Annotated in this window: 16 protein-coding genes; 7 read left to right on the top strand and 9 right to left on the bottom strand. The window is 59.3% G+C overall.

The window, feature by feature from the left end; all coding sequences use genetic code 11:
- From ACV8MC_RS18610 to ACV8MC_RS18625, 4 genes are all read right to left on the bottom strand, one after another.
- Positions 1–960, bottom strand: coding sequence for an AAA family ATPase (locus ACV8MC_RS18610; RefSeq protein WP_007913915.1), 960 nt, complete (start codon positions 958–960; stop codon positions 1–3).
- A 167-nt stretch (positions 961–1127) separates the two neighbouring features.
- A complete protein-coding gene (locus ACV8MC_RS18615) occupies positions 1128–2834 on the bottom strand; it encodes an ATP-binding cassette domain-containing protein (RefSeq protein WP_252878334.1) in 1707 nt (568 codons plus the stop codon).
- 26 nt (positions 2835–2860) lie between these two features.
- A complete protein-coding gene (locus ACV8MC_RS18620; protein WP_082530321.1) occupies positions 2861–4048 on the bottom strand; it encodes a YcaO-like family protein in 1188 nt (395 codons plus the stop codon).
- A 519-nt stretch (positions 4049–4567) separates the two neighbouring features.
- Positions 4568–4924 carry a hypothetical protein gene (locus tag ACV8MC_RS18625; RefSeq protein ID WP_252884341.1) on the bottom strand — a complete coding sequence of 119 codons (357 nt, stop codon included), beginning with the start codon at positions 4922–4924 and terminating at the stop codon, positions 4568–4570.
- On the opposite strand from ACV8MC_RS18625, the gene ACV8MC_RS18630 reads away from it, so the two are divergent.
- The 3 genes from ACV8MC_RS18630 (at position 4923) to ACV8MC_RS18640 (ending at position 11987) form a co-directional block, all read left to right on the top strand.
- Positions 4923–5138, top strand: a complete 216-nt coding sequence (locus tag ACV8MC_RS18630; RefSeq protein ID WP_252876435.1) for a hypothetical protein — start codon at positions 4923–4925, stop codon at positions 5136–5138. The two genes, ACV8MC_RS18625 and ACV8MC_RS18630, sit on opposite strands and share 2 nt — an antisense overlap.
- A gap of 79 nt (positions 5139–5217) precedes the next feature.
- Positions 5218–6612, top strand: a complete 1395-nt coding sequence (locus tag ACV8MC_RS18635; RefSeq protein WP_457262934.1) for a hypothetical protein — start codon at positions 5218–5220, stop codon at positions 6610–6612.
- Positions 6613–7091: 479 nt separating this feature from the next.
- Positions 7092–11987: an NAD-glutamate dehydrogenase gene (locus tag ACV8MC_RS18640; RefSeq protein WP_095180183.1), complete on the top strand. Its 4896-nt coding sequence runs from the start codon at positions 7092–7094 to the stop codon at positions 11985–11987.
- 61 nt (positions 11988–12048) lie between these two features.
- Here the strand turns inward: ACV8MC_RS18640 and ACV8MC_RS18645 are convergent, their stop codons facing one another.
- The 4 genes from ACV8MC_RS18645 to pdxR form a co-directional block, all read right to left on the bottom strand.
- Entirely contained in the window at positions 12049–13347 is a 1299-nt protein-coding gene (locus tag ACV8MC_RS18645) for a hypothetical protein (RefSeq protein ID WP_457262937.1), read from the bottom strand.
- 275 nt (positions 13348–13622) lie between these two features.
- Positions 13623–14024: a cupin domain-containing protein gene (locus tag ACV8MC_RS18650; protein WP_095180181.1), complete on the bottom strand. Its 402-nt coding sequence runs from the start codon at positions 14022–14024 to the stop codon at positions 13623–13625.
- A gap of 192 nt (positions 14025–14216) precedes the next feature.
- Positions 14217–14510 (bottom strand): antibiotic biosynthesis monooxygenase family protein, encoded by a 294-nt coding sequence (locus tag ACV8MC_RS18655; RefSeq protein ID WP_064363423.1) that lies wholly within the window; start codon positions 14508–14510, stop codon positions 14217–14219.
- 123 nt (positions 14511–14633) lie between these two features.
- Positions 14634–16067: a MocR-like pyridoxine biosynthesis transcription factor PdxR gene (pdxR, locus tag ACV8MC_RS18660; RefSeq protein WP_457262940.1), complete on the bottom strand. Its 1434-nt coding sequence runs from the start codon at positions 16065–16067 to the stop codon at positions 14634–14636.
- Positions 16068–16511: 444 nt separating this feature from the next.
- Here pdxR and ACV8MC_RS18665 point away from each other — a divergent pair, with 444 nt between their 5' ends.
- The gene (locus tag ACV8MC_RS18665) at positions 16512–16952 is read left to right on the top strand and encodes a carboxymuconolactone decarboxylase family protein (RefSeq protein WP_252882157.1); all 441 of its coding nucleotides are present in this window, start codon (positions 16512–16514) and stop codon (positions 16950–16952) included.
- Positions 16953–17098: 146 nt separating this feature from the next.
- Here the strand turns inward: ACV8MC_RS18665 and ACV8MC_RS18670 are convergent, their stop codons facing one another.
- Positions 17099–17386 carry a hypothetical protein gene (locus ACV8MC_RS18670; protein WP_241001781.1) on the bottom strand — a complete coding sequence of 96 codons (288 nt, stop codon included), beginning with the start codon at positions 17384–17386 and terminating at the stop codon, positions 17099–17101.
- A 164-nt stretch (positions 17387–17550) separates the two neighbouring features.
- Between ACV8MC_RS18670 and ACV8MC_RS18675 the strand changes: the two genes are divergently transcribed.
- Genes ACV8MC_RS18675 through ACV8MC_RS18685 form a run of 3 tightly spaced genes read left to right on the top strand, consistent with a single transcriptional unit; the run spans position 17551 to position 19792 of the window.
- Positions 17551–18273 (top strand): secretin and TonB N-terminal domain-containing protein, encoded by a 723-nt coding sequence (locus ACV8MC_RS18675; protein WP_191636969.1) that lies wholly within the window; start codon positions 17551–17553, stop codon positions 18271–18273.
- A complete protein-coding gene (locus ACV8MC_RS18680) occupies positions 18270–18821 on the top strand; it encodes an RNA polymerase sigma factor (RefSeq protein WP_122698125.1) in 552 nt (183 codons plus the stop codon). Before ACV8MC_RS18675 ends, ACV8MC_RS18680 begins: the two co-directional genes overlap by 4 nt.
- Positions 18822–18853: 32 nt before the next feature.
- Positions 18854–19792 carry a FecR family protein gene (locus tag ACV8MC_RS18685; RefSeq protein ID WP_252886325.1) on the top strand — a complete coding sequence of 313 codons (939 nt, stop codon included), beginning with the start codon at positions 18854–18856 and terminating at the stop codon, positions 19790–19792.
- Positions 19793–19877: the final 85 nt, after the last annotated feature.

Raw genomic sequence — 19877 nt, forward strand, 5'->3', positions numbered from 1 at the left:
TCAAGCGACGGCGACGACGTCGAGAATCCGCTGCACCACGCGATCCTGATCAATGCCAGCGGCTTCGGCTTCGAACGACAGAATGATGCGGTGGCGCAACACGTCGAACAGCACGGCCTGAATGTCTTCCGGGCTGACGAAGTCGCGACCGGCCAGCCAAGCGTGGGCGCGGGCGCAGCGATCGAGGGCAATCGAACCGCGCGGACTGGCGCCATAGGCGATCCACTCGGCCATTTCCGGGTCGAACTTGGCCGGGTTACGCGTGGCCATGACCAGTTGCACCAGGTATTCCTCCACGGCGTCGGCCATGTACAAACCGAGGATTTCCTTGCGCGCGGCGAAGATCGCCTGCTGGCTGACCCGACGCTCGGGCTTGGTCTCGCCGTTCAACGCCTCGCCGCGCGCCTGTTGCAGGATGCGCCGTTCGACGGCGGCGTCAGGGAAGCCGATCTTGACGTGCATGAGGAAACGGTCGAGCTGGGCTTCCGGCAGCGGATAGGTGCCTTCCTGTTCGATCGGGTTCTGCGTGGCCATTACCAGAAACAGCGGCGACAGCTCATAGGTGCTGCGCCCGACGCTGACCTGACGCTCGGCCATCGCTTCGAGCAAAGCCGATTGCACCTTGGCCGGCGCACGGTTGATTTCGTCCGCCAGCACAAGGTTGTGAAAGATCGGCCCTTGCTGGAACACGAAGCTGCCGGTTTCCGGACGGTAGATTTCGGTGCCGGTGATGTCGGCCGGCAGCAGGTCGGGGGTGAACTGAATACGATGGAACTGGGCTTCGATGCCCTCGGCGAGTTCTTTGATCGCTTTGGTCTTGGCCAGACCGGGAGCGCCCTCGACCAGCATATGGCCGTCGGCGAGCAGGGCGATGAGCAAGCGCTCGATGAGTTTTTCCTGGCCGAGAATCTGCGTTGAAAGAAAGGTTCGCAGCGCCAGCAGCGCTTCACGATGTTCCATCGGTGACTGTTCCTGGAAAGGGGGTGGCCGGGGCGTTCGGATAACGCCGGGGCTGGGGGCGTTACTTTAATCCATCGTGGGGGGCGGCGACTAACGGCATTTGCGCGATTTGTCAGTATCGGCCCTCGTTTGCACTGCGTGGGGCCGTTTCTGGACGTTTTTGCGATTCAGGTCTGCGTGTGCAAGCTGTGCAATATGACCTTGATGGCGGGGCGCTCAAGTAGTTCGAACCATTTGCCTTCATCAACGATGGCGCCTTGCTGCATGACGAGCACGCGGTCAAAACGATGGAGATGTTCAACATCATGGGTGACACATATAAGGCCCTGTCCAGCGAATGTCTTGAATAGCAAATCCCACACTGGTGTAGCGAGTTTCGGTTCAATCGAAGCACTCGGCTCATCAAACAGATTGAATTTGCCCGGTCGATTCAGAAGTCGCAGCAACGAAAGCCGCTTCGCTTCACCTCCGGAGATATTGGTGGCGTTTTCAGCGATGTGACCTCGGCCAATGATTTCATCAAGCTGGAGGCATTGAATTGCCTCGTTCAATGTTTTCGACTGCTCAACACCGAAAAGTACGGACTGTTCAAAACTTCCTTCCAGGAACTGCGGAGACTGGGGGCTGTAACGCACCGTTTCCAGATGAACGCGAGCATTTAAGCGATCTATGCACAGCTCGTCGATGAACAGCCGGGGCCGCACCGAAAAATCCAGTCCTGCCAGCGCTTCGAGTAACGTCGATTTGCCAGCGCCGCTGGGCCCGATGATCGCAACGGATTGGCCCTGTCGGAAGCTGATCTGGCTGGCAATTGATAGCTGCGCAACACCGTTATGGGTGATCTCGCAGGGCTCGAGCCGTAATGTTGATAGGTTATGCAACGCATCAGAGTCATTGCGGCGATCGTTATCGAAGTCAGCAGTTGCAAGTAATTCTTTGAGTCGCCGTTGATCAGCCGAAAATTGATCCAGCACCCGATAGCCTTCGGTCAGCGCCGATACATTCAACAGGAACGTACCAGCAATAGAGGAAATGGCCACCAACTGACCGACGCTGATACTTGCTTGTCCGGACGTCTGATCCATGACTCCCCAAGCCAACAAACCGCCGGTGGACAGGCTGATAAACAAAATCTTCGCCGCGCTCAACAGTCCGCCCGAGCCTGCTACGGTCACCGCAGCATTGGCGTAGCGCTCAAACGCTCGGTTCAAGGGTTGCAGGGCCGTGCGTTCGGCGCGTTCCAGTTTTATGGATTTACCAGCCCTCAAAGTATTGACCAAGGTTGCACTCAGCTCATCCTCCTGGTCATTAACAGCATCGATGTGTTTTCTGCGCCATCGAATGATCCGGTGAGTTGCATAGAGATAACAGCCACCGAGCCCAGCTAGCGCGCAGAAAACCCAGGCTCCGCCCATATACCAGAATGCGCCGGCCACAATAAGAAATTCCAGGCACAGGGGAAAACCCGTAGTGACGAAGAACATCAGCAACTGTTCGTGGGCAGTGATTCCGCGCTCGACCGACTTGATGAAGTGTCCTACTCGCCACGTGCCAAACTGGGAAAAATCCTTGCCCATCAACCGCGCCATCCAATTGATGGAAGCATCCATGACAATTCGCTGGACGAGCTTTGAGAGCAGCAGCGTTTGCAGGGGGGTGGTCATCGACTGAATGCAACCGGCCAGCGTAAAAGCTGCGGTGAAAAAAAGCAGCGTACGCAGCGTTGTGTGATCGGCATCGTTTAGTGAATCGACGATCTTGCCCAATAACAAAGGAGGGGCCAGGGCCAGGATTTTCAGGGTGATGGTCGCGCCTATTGTCATCACCAGCAGGAGTCGATGTTTCTCGCAGGCTGTTCTTATAAATGTCTGCATGAGTATGGGCCTGTGGTCGTTTTGGATCACGCCGTTGGCGTGCTCCTGGTGCCGAGCAAAATGTGCTGAGGAGCTACGGGTTGGCCATTTCTGATTATGTTGAATCGGTCGAGACCCGGGATATAAGTCTGGGTAACTACGTTGGTCCCCGGGTACTCCATGACTGTTCTGAAAAATAGGACTTTGTTCATACCGCTCAGGTTTTTTCGGAGCAAGGCAAGTTGTTCAGGAACAGAGAGTGCAAGCAGGCTTTTTGGCGGCGCCAGGGTATTGAGTTTCAAGTTTTTAACGGGTGCAAAGTCTATCAGCTGTTTCAGTTTCTCGGATTGACAAAGCACATCAAGTACCTTTCGGTCCGCGATTTCATCGTTGGCGTCGTATAAGGCGTTTGATTGGAATTGCTCCGTTACCGCTCTTTGGATGGCGATAAATATGTCCAAAGAACAGCCGGAGCCGATTGCGGATATATGTCGGTCGCCGGGGCCGGTTCGTGGGAATGCAACCGCCAGATAAACTTCTGACTCGTCTTTGATAATGATGATCTGCAAAGCTTCGGCAGCCCGTAGCGCGTATGAGTTGTTGAACAGGGCTTGCGCAAGCAGGGGCGCCGACGGTGAGTAGAGATCTATCGCAGGTATCAGTCTGCAGACGGCCATGAAAAACCGGGACAACAGGTGTCGCTCAATCAGTTCCAGGGTACCGTGCAGCAGTGCTTCTGATTTCGTGCAGCCGAAAGCAGTTCCTGAGTTAGAGGCGTAGCGATTTAAAAAGCGCGTCGGTTGACTCGTTGTTTTACGTTCATCTTTGACCGGATACAGCAGGGCGCATGGCACAAAAAGCCCGGCGCAGCCGTCGAGTGCTGCAAGCTGCAGACACTGTAGAGGCTCGATGTTTTTTCGCAGACTTGTGAAAATGCCGTCCGACTCGACCCCGTTCTGCGAAGCGATGTCACTGCAACCAAGCGTTGTGCAAAATGGCGGCTCGGCGTGAAACATCGCGTAGTGCTCAAGGCTTTCAGCAAGTGCACCTACAAGCGCGTCGGGACCTTTGCCTGCGCCTGATTCAATCAGCGTGTCGTATTCGTTATAGAGTTCGGCAGTAGCGACCAGATTACCGTCATCGACATAGCGCACTCGCGCTTTCAAACCCAGTGTCTGGATAACATTGTTTATTCGGACAAACGCTTCGCTGGATGAAATCTCACGCTCTGACATGGTGAGCCTCGTAGGCTTGAATGCCGAAAGATCGACTTTCGGCATTTTCAGGATTGGCTGATCGGGAGGCCGAGTCAGCGGGTCAGTGAGGCGAAGAAGTCCAGTTCCGTCGCCAGGAAACCTTCAAAGTGGCCCGAGCCATAAGGCAAATCCTCGAAGGTGTTTATTTCAGAACGTTTTCTACCCATTACATATGACTCCATTGAATATCACGTTGTCGGCACTTTTTTGTGCGCCGAGCTTGCATGTTTTTTTGCAAGCGCAACGAGTAATAACAAGGGAGGGGTGGGCCCGCAATCAGACGGCTTCCGATGATTGCGTAGGGCACTTCTTGAGGAGTAGTAGGATCGAACTTCGTGCTGTTAAACACAGCGGCGTTCTATGCGGAAAATTAGCGCGAATTATGGTTTGCAGGTGTTTAGAACTTGTAGAGGTGTCAATCAGCGTGCAATTAATGACGATGGCATAAGAGGCGATCAAATGCCGTCGTCATTTATCTTGTCATGCGAGCCGAACTGGTTATTCCAGATTAATTACAAAAGTTCCTGTCCCATCGAGAATATTCTTCAAAGTCTCAACCACCTCATCCATATCCACCATATCCGGATTGAAACTGATCTCCAGCACATCATCCCCATTCAACGCATCGGCATCCGTCGCAGCAATCTCGATCTTCAGCAGTTCCGACGTCAGCGTGACCTTCACCCCGTCAAGCGTCGAAGGCTCGCCATCCAGGGTGATCTCCAGCTCATCCTCATCCGGATAACGACTCATCAGGAACATCTCACCCTTGTCGCTGTGGCAGCAGAGCATGGCCATGTTGTCTTCTTCGTCGTCGCACGGGTTGACGATCAGTAGGGCGGTGGTCATTTGCATGGGTGAAATCCTGGGCAGTGGCGGCGGTGAATCTGTTCGAAGGCGCGATTTTGCCAGTCTCTGCTCGTTCGCGCTGCCTGCATCGGCAAAAAGTCGCAAAGCAGGACATTTCCGTCGCCCGGTTCCGAGTAGCGAGAAGGGAAAATCCGACGCCAGCGTAAGGCAATTACCGGATGCGCAAAATCCACCCGAAATTGCGATTTTTCGCTTGTGATCGCCACCGTTTTGCCGTTAGTTTCGCCGCTCTTGCGCAACGGAGTGCGTTACCAAAACCCCGAAAAAGGACCTTTGCCATGACTCAATATTTCGAACGCGCCGAAGAAATTCGCCACCTGTCTGACGAACAGATCGAGGAGATCTACAAGCGCTATCTGGAAGGTGAGAAAACTTCGCAGCTGATGGCGCAATTCCAGATTCCTTCCACGGTGCGCAGTCTGCTAAAAGTTCTGCCACCGATCGTCAGCACAGACCTCACCTGTCCTTACTGTGAACTGCCGATGTGGATGCGCCGCTACGCCAGGGGAACTCCGCTTTCGTTGCGCAGTGCATTCAAATGCGTCCGCTGTGAGCACCAGCACAGTGTCCCCGGCGCCAATGGCCGCCACGCAGCGTGCAACTGCACAGAATGTTTCAAGGTTCGCCAGCAGCAACTGGCCGCCCGGGCAGCGCGGGACCGTCTGGAGTTGCAGGCCAGATATGGCGCGCAACTCCCTGCAGTGCCTTACGCCAATCTGGGCTTTGTGCAGAAGTTGACGTTGCTTGCCTTGCTCGATGATGGCTACGGCGCAAACGTTGAATGGATTGCGCCGTTGAACGCGCCATCCCGAGAGGAGCTGCTCGCCCTGACCTTCGAGGCGCGGGAAGAGTTGCTCAAAGACCTGCACGAAGCCGGGGTGCTGGCGGTTTCCACCGAATCCGATATCAACGCCTTCGATCGCAGCGAGGGTTGCAGTATTCGCGAGTACAGCGCCGTGCGCTGGCTGCCCAACGTCACGCTGGATGGCGCGGCGCGCAGTAACCGAGAGAATCTGTATCTGGCGCTGTATCAGGAATTGTCGGGCAGCGTAAAGGCTGCCTGGAAGAGCGAAATCTATTCGCTGGTCTTCAGTCTCGCCCGCGAAGCGTCCATTCAATACATTCGTGTGCTGGCCAGTGAGGTGGACTTCGCCTTCACGGCCGAAGCCCGTGCCGATGAGGTGGTCGGGCAGTTGTTGCAGGACTTCTCGGTGAGTCAGTTGTATTACTTCGCCCGCTTGGCGGTACGAAACGCCGCGCACTTTTATGCCACCGGCAATTCCAAAGGGCGCAGTCACGCCTCCAACACCATTCCGCGCAACATGCTGGGCACGGCGCAGGACGCGCTCGTCCGTAACTGGCGCAAGAACGGCCATCGTGATGCGCGGGTGCCGCAGACAGCCTTGCAGCGACTGCTTTACGACGTAGTGCTGAAGGACAGCGGCGCCGGATTCTCAAAGTCGCCGGGCATGTACTGGCGCGACGAACTGGTTCCGCAATTCTTCAGCGCCGTAGCGTTCGACAGCGACTTGCTGGGCAACCTGCGCCTGTTCTGCCGCGAATGCGATTCGAGCAACATTGACGCCAGCATGGACAAGCAGATCCTGCAGACGATGTGCTACGACTGCGCCACGGTGAGCAAATTCAGAGCCTTTGAGGAACTGCCGGACTGATCCGCGTCAACCGCCAGCGCTGAACCGGATGCCACGCTCAGGGTCGATAACAGGGCCTTGGGCGTTTTCGTTTCCGGATATGTAACGTTCCCAAGGATTGTCCTGGCACGAAAGTCCCGTGAAACCGGGGTATCGAGCCTGCATTTCAGCTCACGCCTGCTAGTGTTGATGCAGGCCAAACCCTGCATTTACGTGCCAATGACCGAATATGTCGCAGCACCGCAAGCAGACACATTGTCGCACCCATTAAGCTGCGCAACGGATGAGCACCCGTAAAGGCATTGTCGGCAGTGCTGGCAGTCGCTTTTGCAGATGCTCATTCATGGAAGGTGAATGTGACCTGAGTGTCCCGTCCAGCTTCACCCACCTGTCTCCCTGTTTCCTCTGCCCGAGAATCAGGAACAGGGCGACACCAGCCCCGAAAGGGGTGTTGCACGCGACGCTTTCCATCAATAACAAGCTTAAGCGGAGTACCACAGATGGCGTTCTTCACCGCAGCCAGCAAAGCCGACTTCCAGCACCAACTGCAAGCGGCACTGGCGCAGCACATCAGTGAACAGGCACTGCCACAAGTGGCGCTGTTCGCTGAACAATTCTTCGGCATCATTTCCCTGGACGAGCTGACTCAACGTCGCCTCTCCGACCTCGCTGGCTGTACTCTCTCTGCGTGGCGCCTGCTTGAGCGCTTCGATCACGCGCAACCGCAAGTGCGTGTCTACAACCCCGATTACGAACGTCACGGCTGGCAGTCGACCCACACCGCGGTCGAAGTGCTGCACCACGACCTGCCATTTCTGGTCGACTCGGTGCGTACCGAGCTGAACCGTCGCGGCTACAGCATTCATACCCTGCAGACCACCGTGCTCAGCGTGCGTCGTGGCAGCAAGGGCGAATTGCTGGAAATCCTGCCAAAAGGCAGCACCGGCGAAGGCGTGCTGCACGAATCGCTGATGTACCTGGAAATCGACCGTTGCGCCAACGCGGCCGAGCTGAACGTGCTGAGCAAAGAGCTTGAGCAGGTGCTCGGTGAAGTGCGCGTCGCCGTTGCTGACTTCGAGCCGATGAAAGCCAAGGTGCAGGACATCCTCACCCAGCTCGACAACAGCGCCTATCCGGTCGATGCCGACGAAAAGAACGAAATCAAGAGCTTCCTGGAATGGCTGGTGGGCAACCACTTCACCTTCCTCGGCTACGAAGAGTTCGTGGTTACCGATCAAGCCGATGGCGGCCACATCGAGTACGACCGGAACTCCTTCCTCGGCCTGACGAAACTGCTGCGCACCGGCCTGACCTACGAAGACCTGCGCATCGAAGACTACGCCGTGTCCTACCTGCGCGAACCGACCCTGCTGTCGTTCGCCAAGGCTGCGCACCCGAGCCGTGTGCACCGTCCGGCTTACCCGGACTACGTGTCGATCCGTGAAATCGACGCCGACGGCAAAGTCATCAAGGAACACCGCTTCATGGGCCTGTACACCTCGTCGGTGTACGGCGAGAGCGTGCGGGTCATCCCGTTCATCCGCCGCAAGGTCGAAGAAATCGAGCGCCGCTCCGGCTTCCAGTCCAAGGCTCACCTGGGCAAGGAACTGGCACAGGTCCTCGAAGTGCTACCGCGTGACGACCTGTTCCAGACCCCGGTCGACGAACTGTTCACCACCGTGATGTCGATCGTGCAGATCCAGGAACGCAACAAGATCCGCGTGTTCCTGCGCAAAGACCCGTACGGTCGCTTCTGCTACTGCCTGGCCTACGTGCCGCGCGACATCTATTCCACCGAAGTGCGCCAGAAGATCCAGCAAGTGCTGATGGAGCGCCTGAAGGCGTCCGATTGCGAATTCTGGACCTTCTTCTCGGAATCCGTGCTGGCCCGTGTGCAGCTGATCCTGCGCGTCGATCCGAAGAACCGTCTCGACATCGACCCGCTGCTGCTGGAAAAAGAAGTGGTTCAGGCCTGCCGCAGCTGGCAGGACGATTACGCCGCACTGACCGTCGAAAGCTTCGGCGAAGCCCACGGCACCAACGTGCTGGCCGACTTCCCGAAAGGCTTCCCGGCCGGTTACCGCGAGCGTTTTGCCGCGCATTCGGCCGTGGTCGACATGCAGCACCTGCTGAGCCTCAACGAAAAAAATCCGCTGGTGATGAGCTTCTATCAGCCGCTCGGTCAGGTCTCCGGCCAGCGCGAGCTGCATTGCAAGCTGTATCACGCCGACACGCCGCTGGCGCTGTCCGACGTCCTGCCGATTCTGGAAAACCTCGGCCTGCGCGTACTGGGTGAATTCCCGTATCGCCTGCGCCACACCAACGGCCGCGAATTCTGGATTCACGATTTCGCATTCACCGCCGCTGAAGGTCTCGACCTCGACATCCAGCAACTCAACGACACCCTGCAGGACGCGTTCGTGCACATCGTGCGCGGCGATGCCGAGAACGATGCGTTCAACCGTCTGGTGCTGACCGCCGGTCTGCCATGGCGCGACGTGGCGCTGCTGCGTGCCTACGCCCGCTACCTGAAGCAGATTCGTCTGGGCTTCGATCTGGGTTACATCGCCAGCACTTTGAACAACCACACCGACATCGCTCGCGAACTGACCCGGTTGTTCAAGACCCGTTTCTACCTGGCGCGCAAGCTCGGCAGCGACGATCTGGAAGACAAGCAACTGCGTCTGGAACAAGCGATTCTGACTGCACTGGACGATGTTCAGGTGCTCAACGAAGACCGCATCCTGCGTCGTTACCTCGACCTGATCAAAGCCACCCTGCGCACCAACTTCTATCAGACGGATGCCAACGGCCAGAACAAGTCGTACTTCAGCTTCAAGTTCAACCCGCATGCGATCCCTGAGCTGCCAAAGCCAGTGCCGAAGTTTGAAATCTTCGTTTACTCGCCACGCGTCGAAGGCGTGCACCTGCGCTTCGGCAACGTTGCTCGTGGTGGCCTGCGCTGGTCCGACCGTGAAGAAGACTTCCGTACCGAAGTGCTCGGCCTGGTAAAAGCCCAGCAAGTGAAAAACTCGGTCATCGTGCCGGTGGGTGCGAAGGGCGGCTTCCTGCCGCGTCGCCTGCCACTGGGCGGCAGCCGAGACGAAATCGCGGCCGAGGGCATCGCCTGCTACCGCATCTTCATTTCCGGCCTGTTGGACATCACCGACAACCTGAAGGACGGCGCCCTGGTGCCGCCGGTCAACGTCGTGCGTCATGACGATGATGACCCGTACCTGGTGGTCGCGGCGGACAAGGGCACTGCGACCTTCTCCGACATCGCCAACGGCATCGCCATCGACTACGGCTTCTGGCTGGGTGACGCGTTCGCCTCCGGTGGTTCGGCCGGTTACGACCACAAGAAAATGGGCATCACCGCCAAGGGCGCGTGGGTCGGCGTACAGCGCCACTTCCGCGAGCGCGGCATCAATGTCCAGGAAGACAGCATCACCGTGGTTGGCGTCGGCGACATGGCCGGCGACGTGTTCGGTAACGGCCTGTTGATGTCCGACAAGCTGCAACTGGTCGCGGCATTCAACCACATGCACATCTTCATCGACCCTAACCCGAACCCGGCGACCAGTTTCGTCGAGCGTCAGCGTCTGTTCGACCTGCCGCGTTCGGCCTGGACCGACTACGACACCAGCATCATGTCCGAAGGTGGCGGTATCTTCTCGCGCAGCGCGAAGAGCATCGCGATCTCGCCGCAGATGAAAGAACGCTTCGACATCCAGGCTGACAAGCTGACCCCGACCGAACTGCTCAATGCCTTGCTCAAGGCGCCTGTGGATCTGTTATGGAACGGCGGCATCGGCACCTACGTCAAGGCCAGCACCGAAAGCCACGCCGATGTCGGCGACAAGGCCAACGATGCACTGCGCGTCAACGGCAACGAGCTGCGCTGCAAAGTCGTGGGCGAGGGCGGTAACCTCGGCATGACCCAACTGGGTCGTGTGGAATTCGGCTTGAATGGCGGCGGTTCCAATACCGACTTCATCGACAACGCCGGTGGCGTGGACTGCTCCGACCACGAAGTGAACATCAAGATCCTGCTGAACGAAGTGGTTCAGGCCGGTGACATGACCGACAAGCAACGCAACCAGTTGCTCGCGAGCATGACCGACGAAGTCGGCAATCTGGTGTTGGGCAACAACTACAAGCAGACTCAGGCCCTGTCCCTGGCGGCGCGCCGTGCTTACGCGCGCATCGCTGAGTACAAGCGTCTGATGAGCGATCTGGAAGGCCGTGGCAAGCTGGACCGTGCCATCGAGTTCCTGCCGACCGAAGAGCAACTGACCGAGCGCGTCGCTGAGGGCCACGGCCTGACCCGTCCTGAGCTGTCGGTGCTGATTTCCTACAGCAAGATCGACCTCAAAGAGCAGCTGCTGGGCTCGCTGGTGCCGGACGACGACTACCTGACACGCGACATGGAAACGGCGTTCCCGCCGACCCTGGTCAGCAAGTTCTCCGAAGCCATGCGTCGCCACCGTCTGAAGCGCGAGATCGTCAGCACGCAGATCGCCAACGATCTGGTCAACCACATGGGCATCACCTTCGTGCAGCGACTCAAAGAGTCGACCGGCATGAGCCCGGCGAACGTGGCTGGCGCTTACGTGATCGTGCGCGACATCTTCCACCTCCCGCACTGGTTCCGTCAGATCGAAGCGCTGGACTACCAGGTTTCCGCTGACGTGCAGCTGGAGCTGATGGACGAGCTGATGCGTCTGGGCCGTCGCGCCACGCGCTGGTTCCTGCGTGCCCGCCGCAACGAGCAGAACGCTGCCCGTGACGTCGCGCATTTCGGTCCGCACCTGAAAGAACTGGGTCTGAAACTCGACGAACTGCTCAGCGGCGAAATCCGCGAGAACTGGCAGTCGCGCTATCAGGCGTACGTCGAAGCCGGTGTGCCGGAATTGCTGGCGCGTATGGTTGCGGGTACTTCGCACCTGTACACGCTGCTGCCGATCATCGAAGCCGCCGACGTCACCGGGCAGAACCCGGCCGAAGTGGCCAAGGCCTACTTCGCCGTCGGCTCTGCGCTGGACATCACCTGGTACCTGCAACAGATCAGCGCTCTGCCGGTAGAAAACAACTGGCAGGCTCTGGCCCGTGAAGCGTTCCGTGATGACGTCGACTGGCAGCAACGGGCGATCACCATCTCCGTCCTGCAACAGGGCGACGGCTCCCAGGACGTTGAAGCACGCCTGGCGCTGTGGATGGCCCAGCACGAAAGCATGATCGAACGCTGGCGCGCCATGCTGGTGGAGATCCGTGCTGCGAGCGGTACGGACTACGCCATGTACGCGGTGGCCAACCGTGAGCTGCTGGATCTGGCGTTGAGTGGGCAAGCGATCGTGCCTGCGATCACTGCGAACGCCGAGCTTGAACTGGCGTAAGTAGTGGCTGAATGAAGAAGCCCCGCTCTCGAAAGAGGCGGGGCTTTTTCTTGTCTGTCATTCAGAACGTATCGGCGCAGCGAAAGGCGAAGCTACCGACGCCGTCCGTACGGGGCAGGGATGTTCCGGCTACGACAAGCTGATTGTTCTGAATGGCAAGGCCTCCCGCCATGTCGAGCACGGCGGTCAGATTGATGACCAGCACACCGTCGTCGGCAAAATCGCGATCTGGATAGCCGTCCGATTTGAACTGGGCAATGACGATTTCCGAGTCTTGTTCGCCGTGGGTGCTGGAAAGCACGACGATGTGTCCGTCCCTCAGCGTGCCAGCAGTCCATTGGATGCCCAAAAGGGCTTTCGGATAGGACGTCAGGACTGGCCTCCCTTCATTGAAATCGATGGCGTATTTCCCATGCCTGTCGACGCATACCAGGAGGCCCCTGTTAACGAAATCAATGGAGCGGGCGCTACCTATGCCAAGGATGTTGCCGCCTGGCATTTCGACCAGTTGGTTGATCTGACTGAGCTTGTCCAGGCGGTCGAACAGGGCAAAACCGTTATCGCCAAAGCTGCTGACAGGTTTACCTGCGGCGTCGAAGAGGGCGATCATTGCGCGGTAGCCGACATTGCTTGAGACGCTGCCTGCGATGGCGAATTTGCCGTCCTGGAGCCGGATCAGTGAGCCAGCCCACGTGAAGTTGGCCAGGTATCGAATCACGACGTAACCCTTTCCCTGGCCAAACGCAGTGTCCAGAGCCCCGTTGCTTTGCAGTCTGATCAAAAGACCGCATTGGTCATTGGGGGAATATCGATGGTTGCTCAATACCATCAGTTTTCCGTCGTCCAGTTCAATGGCATGGCCACTGTAATCGGATGCCGTAGTGCGTTTTTGCCCAAGTTCGATCTCGGACGACGTGAGCGCGGGCACCGGAATCGGATCAACGAAGACTACGCCGTTGACGCCAAATGCGGTCTCGGGCGTTCCGTCATTGCGAAACATTGCCAGGCAGCGTTGTGGCTGTGCGTATTCGTGTAGATAAAAGGCACCCTGAAGCAACAGATTTCCGTTCTTGAGGATGCTGATGCTGCCACCCGTGGATTTATAGCCCGGAGCGAAAACCCCGCTGGCCACGCCATCCCGGGCAAACGAAGTGTCCTGTGTGCCATCAGTCTTCAATCGCACAATGGCGAACTTGTTGCCCGGACTTGCGGCGATCAGCAGCTTGCCGTCCGCCGCGACGGCAACTGCGTTGGCGAAGCCGTTTTCCTGATCGGGATATTTAAACCAGGTGAGGCCATTTTTGTCGGGGCCGAAAGTGGGGTCCAGGTTATGCACAGCGGTGTCTTTTACTTCAGTCATGGTCTGCTCCTCGAATACGCTGTTTTTGCGTAAAGCGATCAGTCGATAGGGACCGGCAAATCAACGCAGTGCTGGTATTTGGGGAGCTTTCGGTCGCGCTGTCCACTGTCAGACCTGACAGTGGACAGCGGCGGATGATTGTGGATTTGGAAGACGGGATGGCCTGTCTTGCCGGGGATTTAATGTCTGAGGGATTTTGTGGTGTCCGGTCTGGCGCCTTCGCGAGCAGGCTCGCTCCCACGGTTGATCGCATTCCAAATGTGATCAGGCAGCCATCAGTTTTCCAGCGGGATCAGCACCTGCTCGTTCGGGGCCATCACCATGAACACCAGCAACCTGGCAGGCTTGGTTGAGCTGGCATTTTTCGACACCAGATGCTCGGAGCCGGCCGGCTCGTACCAGAACTGGCCCTTTTTGTAAGTGATCGCCTGTTCGCCTTTGACTTGGGAAATCACTTCGCCGTCGAGCACGTAAGCCATCGCCGTGCCTTCGTGCTTATGGGCGATCGAGGATTGCCCGGGCTGGTAGTCGACTTCGATCATCATGGCTTTCTTGCCGGGGGCGTTTTTCAGCAGTTGTTCCTGCAGGACGGTGATTTTTTCGGATGGATCGTGGGCCATTGCCGAAGCGGAGAAGGTGAAGGCGAGGGCTGCGGCGACGAGGTGCAGGGCTTTCATGGCGGGTTACCTGTGATGGTGGGGGTGTGCTCACAGTAGGCCGCAATGTGGCCGGTTCAAACGGCCAATATTCGCGAAGATCAGGTGACCAATTCTGGTTCAAAAGCAAAGATCGCAGCCTTCGGCAGCTCCTACAGGGGAACGCATTCCAGAGTAGGAGCTGCCGAAGGCTGCGATCTTTTGATCTTGCTTTTAGACGATAGGGAAGCTGTTGAAATCGACGCTATTGGCCAGGCGGCTATCGATCAGGTCGATAAACCCCTGTGCCTCGGGCCGGTTGAAATGCGCCTGCATCGCCGCTTCCGACTGCCAGCGCGCGCTGACCGTCCAGCGGTGGCTGTCCTCGGGGCAGCGGTCGACCAGGTAGGAATCGCAGCCCGGGGTTTCGCGCAGGGTGTCGACGATCTTCTGCAATTGCTTGCCGAGCTCTTCCGAGCGGCCCGCAACAGCCTTCACCTGAACCGTGTTGATCACTTCGTTGGACATTGCTCACACTCCTGAATCAGGCCGGACGAATCCTGCTCACTGAGGGATAACGCCTGTGCAGAATAGGCCTGCCGCCGTGAATCACCAATAACCAATCGGCGGTAAAAGCCTTATACCAACGGCTCATGACAGCTGTTCGAGGATGTCGCGCAGGCGATCGAGGGCGATGTCGATGTCGAGGGTTTCGATGGCGCCGAAACCGAAGTAAAGGCCTTCTTTCGCCGGCTGCTGGTAGTAGAAACAACTGATCGCATAGAGACCGACCTCGACCTTTTTCGCCAGCTCGATGACCAGCGGCAAGTCGACCTGCACCTTGCAGAGCACCGCCATGTGAAAACCGGCGCTGGCCGGCACGGCTTGCAGCCACGGTGCAAGGTCGGTCGCCATGCGCGCCAGGATCCGCTCGCGGCGTTGCGCGTAGATCGTGTGGCATCGGCGGATGTGCTTGAGCAGGCAACCCTCGGCGATGAACTTGGCCAGCGCCCATTGCGGCAGAGTCGAGGCGTGCAGATCGGTGAGCTGTTTGGCGCGGATCACCGCCTCGATGATCGACGGCGGCAGGATCGCATAGCCCAGGCGCAACTCCGGCAGCAGGGTTTTCGAGAAGGTGCCGACGTAGGCGACGATGCCGCGCTGATCGAGGTTGTACAGCGAATCGGTGGGTCGGCCCTCGTAGCGGAATTCGCTGTCGTAGTCGTCCTCGATGATGATCGCGCCGAGCTCGTGGGCACGGACGAGCAGGGCCTCGCGGCGCGCCTGACTCATCGCCATGCCCAGCGGAAACTGATGCGATGGCGTCACATAGATGAGCCGGGTGCCATCGGGAATGTGCTCGACCTGAATGCCCTCGGCATCCACCGGCACCCCGACCACCTCCGCGCCATGCGTGCCGAACAACAAGCGCGCGGGCGGATAGCCGGGGTCTTCCATGGCCACCAGACTGCCGGGACGGGTCAATACGCGGGCAATCAGGTCCAGCGCCTGCTGCGCGCCGTTGCATACGACGATGTCCTCGTCCTGACAGTTGATGCCACGGGAAAACGCGATGTGCCGAGCGATCGCATTGCGCAGCGCCGGCAAGCCTTCGGCGACGCTGTAGAAACCTTTCGACTGCGCCATCTGCCGCATCGCGTGGGCGACGCAGCGGCGCCAGTCGTCGTGGGGGAACTGGCCTTTGCTGGTGGCGCCGCCGATGAAGTCGTAGCGCAGCGAACCTTGCAGCGTCGGGTGACGGAGGAACACCGGCAGATTGCGCCAGCTCTCGATCACCTCGGCACTGGCCAGCTCGGTGTGGCTCTGCTTGCGCTGCACCTGTGCCGGGCGGGCGTTGACGTAGGTGCCTTTGCCGATCACGCCGGTGAGGAAGTTTTCGTAGGTCAGCTGCGCATAAGTGTCGGAAATGGTCTTGCGCGAAATGCCCAATTGCTCGGCCAGCAAGCGGCTCGGCGGTAACTGCGTACCCGCCGCCAACCGCCCGGATTCAATCGCCGCGCGCAGCTGCTGATACAACTGACCGGCAAGATCCTTGCGGCCGTTGATCACGACATGAAGTTCCATACCGACGAGGCTCCCGGGTGTTGAGTGAAGTGTCGGTCAGATTAGCGTTGTTGGGCTTTTGGCAGTAGTTGCGTGGAGTAAAAACCGCAAATTGGCGCAAGTCCCTGTGGGAGCGAGCCTGCTCGCGAAGGCGGTGTGTCATTGAACAGATTCGTTGTCTGACACTCCGCTATCGCTGGCAAGCCAGCTCCCACAGTTTTTGCGGCGTGCACAAATCGTGTGAACGACGTTAAACCTTGTGGGAGCTGGCTTGCCAGCGATGGCGGTGGTGCAGTGGATGAATATTTGTCTGGGAAACCGCTTTCGCGAGCAGGCTCGCTCCCACAGGTATTGCGTTTGGCCGAGGTTCATTGGTGTAGCCGGAATTCATGGAATTGGGGCTGTAACACAGCCTGCACAGCCCTTACTGTGAAACTCATCATTCCGCCTGCCGAGAGCCGCGCCATGTCCCTGCGTCTGGATTACTACAACGCTTCGCCCAAGGCGATGAAAGCGATGATTGCCATGGAGGCGCTGACCACACACTTGAGCATCGAAGCGCCGCTTCTGCAATTGATCCGGATCCGCGCTTCGCAACTCAACGGCTGCGCATTCTGCACTGACATGCATTCGGTGGACGCGCGGCGGGCCGGGGAGAGCGATCGGCGCCTTTACGCGATCGCGGTGTGGCGCGACAGCAACTTCTTCAATCCCCGCGAACGGGCGGCGCTGGCCTGGGCCGAGGCAGTGACGCTGTTGGCCGAAAGCCACGTGCCGGATGACGTCTACCAGCAAGCGCGCGAGCAATTCGATGAAGGCGAACTGGTGGACCTGACGGTTGCAGTCAGCACCATCAACAGCTGGAATCGTTTGGCTGTCAGCTTCCGTCAGACCCCGAGTGACTGAAAGCACCCATCCCTGTGGCGAGGGGATCTGATCGTTCCCACGCTCCGCGTGGGAATGCAGCCCGGGACGCTCTGCGTCCCATTGGAACGCGGAGCGTCCCTTGAGGCATTCCCACGCGGAGCGTGGGAACGATCGAAAGACCTTGCCTAATTCGGCGGCCGCTGCGGTTTCACCGAGGTGCCAAACGTATTCCCCATCCGCGTACTGGTCGCAGCCGGGGTCGCCAGCCCGACCTGATTCGGCGCGCGCTTGTGCACCGGCACGTTCAACGCTTCCATGTTCTTCTGCGCCGCCGCCGCGCCGTCGGGATTGTTGCCCATCTGCTGGCTCAGGCAATCGTAATTCGGCGCCTTGTAACCGCCGACCGTGACCTCGACACAGCCCAGCGGCTCTTCGGCCTGCGCCGCGCCCACCGTCATCAGCAAGACCCACATACACCGCGTTTTCATGTCCGCCTCCTGGCCCGCCCGAATGGGCCGCTCTGGCTTTGAGTCTAGTGCAAGCGCGGCGCAAAACCCGTGATGGTTTTTTTGCACCGCCCGTCATACCAGAGTCATAAATGCCCCGCAGGATAGCGATTTTCAGGGGTGCGCCAGTCGTGCAGCGAGGCAGTTCGCGGATCAGTCTTCAGCGCTCGGCGACGCTTGTGCGCCGCGCGGGTCTGGGGTGGCTGCTCGGTCTGCTGGCCAACGCGGCCAATGCAGATCCAGCAGCGGCGGATATGCGCCTGACCTTGCACATCCCGGCGCAGGAACTCGCTCGGGCGCTGGATCAATACAGCCGCGCCACGGGCGTCGCGGTGCTGGTCGACAGCCAGTTGAGCCGGGGCCGCCGCTCCCTCGCCGTGGATGGCGAATTCACCGCCGCCGATGCCTTGCGCCATTTGCTCGGCGGCACCGGGTTGATGGCGCGCTATGCCCGCGCCGACGCGTTCACCTTGCAAGTGGCGCAGGTGGAAGATCTGCCGGTGCCGACGGACAAACCCACGCCGGCCGCTGTCGCGGTCAACCGCAGTTACGCGACGGCGGTGCAAGCGGCGATCGAGCGCAAGCTGTGCCGCTCGCCGCTGACACGGCCGGGCAGTTATCGCGCGGTGTTGCAGGTGTGGGTCGGGCGCGACGGCGTGGTGCAGCACAACCGGTTGGTCACTTCGACCGGCGATGTACGGCGCGATAACGCGCTGGTGGAAAGTTTTCGCAACCTCACAATCGATCGGCCGACGCCCAGCGCCTTGCGCCAGCCGGTCACGTTGCTGTTGTTACCGGAGTCGTCAGGGAAGCGCATGGAATGCACGAGATGGGAAGGAGTTTCCGGGGGATGAAAGACGCCGGACAAAGCGTGATGGGCCAGCTGTTCCTCAGCTCCTACGAGGACTTTCGCGTGCGCCTGCGCCGCCGCCTCGGTTCCGAGGATCTGGCCAATGACGTGCTGCACGAAACCTGGCTGCGGGTCGATCGCATGGAGACCCCGCCGAACCTGCTCAAGCCCAACGCCTACCTGTATCGCATGGCCCTGAACATCGCCGCCGACCGCCGTCAGGCCGATGCGCGGCTGCTCACCGGTACTGAGGTCGAAGAGCTGCTGCAACTGGGCGACGAAGCGCTCGACCCGGCGCGGGTGGTCGGCGGGCAAAAGGAAATGCAGGCCCTGCTCAGCGCCTTGTACGAACTGCCCGCACGACGTCGGCGGATCTTCATCGCCGCGCGGCTGGAAGAAGCGCCGCACCTGGAAATCTCCCAGCGTTTCGGCATTTCCACGCGCATGGTCGAGAAGGAAATCAAAGCCGCGCTGGGCTTCTGCGCAGCAAAACTGGAAAGAAAAGTGTTTCAGCGGTTCGGTCGCGGGGCCGGAAAACCGTCTAGCGAATAGTGACCCGATTAATCCGTTGAGAATTTGCGCGTTTGAACATCTTTCGACTGAAACCCGCCGAGCCTTCGGCCACCGAGTCTCTGCACAGCGAAGCCCAAGATTGGCTGATCCTGCTGACCTCGGGCCGCGCCACCGTCGCCGACGCCCGCGCCCTGCGCGAATGGTGCGCGCAGAGTGGCGAACACGCCCGGGCCTTCGAAGAGGCCAAGCGGCTGTGGCATCACCTGCAACCGGCCGCCGAAGCCGTGCAGGGCCGACGCAGCTTCGGTCGACGGGCATTTCTCGGCGGCGCGATTGCCGCATCCGCCGCATTCCTGCTGGTGCGCGGCACGATTCCCGGCGGCTTCGAAGGCTTGGGCGCCGACTACATCACCGAAGTCGGCCAACAGCGCCGAGTCGAACCGGCGCAAGGCGTCAGCCTCGAGCTCAACACCCAGACCCGCATCAACCAGCGCAGCGTCGAAAACGGCGTGCAGGGCTTCGAACTGGTCAGCGGCGAAGTCGAAGTGCAAACCGCACGCCTGCCGCTGGCGATGCAGGCCGGAGCAGGGTGGTTGCGCGCCAGCCAGGCCCGCTTCAACCTGCGTAACACCGACCAGCAAGTCTGCGTGACCTGCCTCGACGGCACGGTCGACGTCGCCATCGAAGGCCGCAACCTGCGCCTCGAAGCGGGCCAGCAAGTCACCTACGACGCACGGCAAATCGGCAACGTACAAACTGTCGACACCGCCGCCGTGATGAACTGGCGCCAACAAGTGCTGGTGTTCAACGGCGCCACCCTCAGCCAGATGATCGACGAAATCAACCGCTACCGCCCCGGCATGCTCCTGCTGCTCAACCGCGAACTCGGCCAACGCCGCGTCCAGGCCCGCTTCAACCTCGACCAACTCGCCGGCGTCGCCTTGCTGATCCGCGACGCCTACGGCGTCAAATGCACCGAACTCCCCGGTGGCGTGGTCGTTCTCAGCTAACCAAAGCCCAGCGCGATCCAAATGTAGGAGCTGCCGGAAGGCTGCGATCTTCTGATCTTGATCCTGCCTTCTGTGGGAGCTGGCT

Source organism: Pseudomonas sp. PK-RTE-24 (assembly GCF_054052265.1).

Coding starts and splice junctions, on each gene's coding strand:
- ACV8MC_RS18610 (WP_007913915.1), bottom strand. CDS start 960: ATGGAACATCGTGAAGCGCTGCTGGCGCTGCGAACCTTTCTTTCAACG.
- ACV8MC_RS18615 (WP_252878334.1), bottom strand. CDS start 2,834: ATGCAGACATTTATAAGAACAGCCTGCGAGAAACATCGACTCCTGCTG.
- ACV8MC_RS18620 (WP_082530321.1), bottom strand. CDS start 4,048: ATGTCAGAGCGTGAGATTTCATCCAGCGAAGCGTTTGTCCGAATAAAC.
- ACV8MC_RS18630 (WP_252876435.1), top strand. CDS start 4,923: ATGGGTGAAATCCTGGGCAGTGGCGGCGGTGAATCTGTTCGAAGGCGC.
- ACV8MC_RS18625 (WP_252884341.1), bottom strand. CDS start 4,924: ATGCAAATGACCACCGCCCTACTGATCGTCAACCCGTGCGACGACGAA.
- ACV8MC_RS18635 (WP_457262934.1), top strand. CDS start 5,218: ATGACTCAATATTTCGAACGCGCCGAAGAAATTCGCCACCTGTCTGAC.
- ACV8MC_RS18640 (WP_095180183.1), top strand. CDS start 7,092: ATGGCGTTCTTCACCGCAGCCAGCAAAGCCGACTTCCAGCACCAACTG.
- ACV8MC_RS18645 (WP_457262937.1), bottom strand. CDS start 13,347: ATGACTGAAGTAAAAGACACCGCTGTGCATAACCTGGACCCCACTTTC.
- ACV8MC_RS18650 (WP_095180181.1), bottom strand. CDS start 14,024: ATGAAAGCCCTGCACCTCGTCGCCGCAGCCCTCGCCTTCACCTTCTCC.
- ACV8MC_RS18655 (WP_064363423.1), bottom strand. CDS start 14,510: ATGTCCAACGAAGTGATCAACACGGTTCAGGTGAAGGCTGTTGCGGGC.
- pdxR (WP_457262940.1), bottom strand. CDS start 16,067: ATGGAACTTCATGTCGTGATCAACGGCCGCAAGGATCTTGCCGGTCAG.
- ACV8MC_RS18665 (WP_252882157.1), top strand. CDS start 16,512: ATGTCCCTGCGTCTGGATTACTACAACGCTTCGCCCAAGGCGATGAAA.
- ACV8MC_RS18670 (WP_241001781.1), bottom strand. CDS start 17,386: ATGTGGGTCTTGCTGATGACGGTGGGCGCGGCGCAGGCCGAAGAGCCG.
- ACV8MC_RS18680 (WP_122698125.1), top strand. CDS start 18,270: ATGAAAGACGCCGGACAAAGCGTGATGGGCCAGCTGTTCCTCAGCTCC.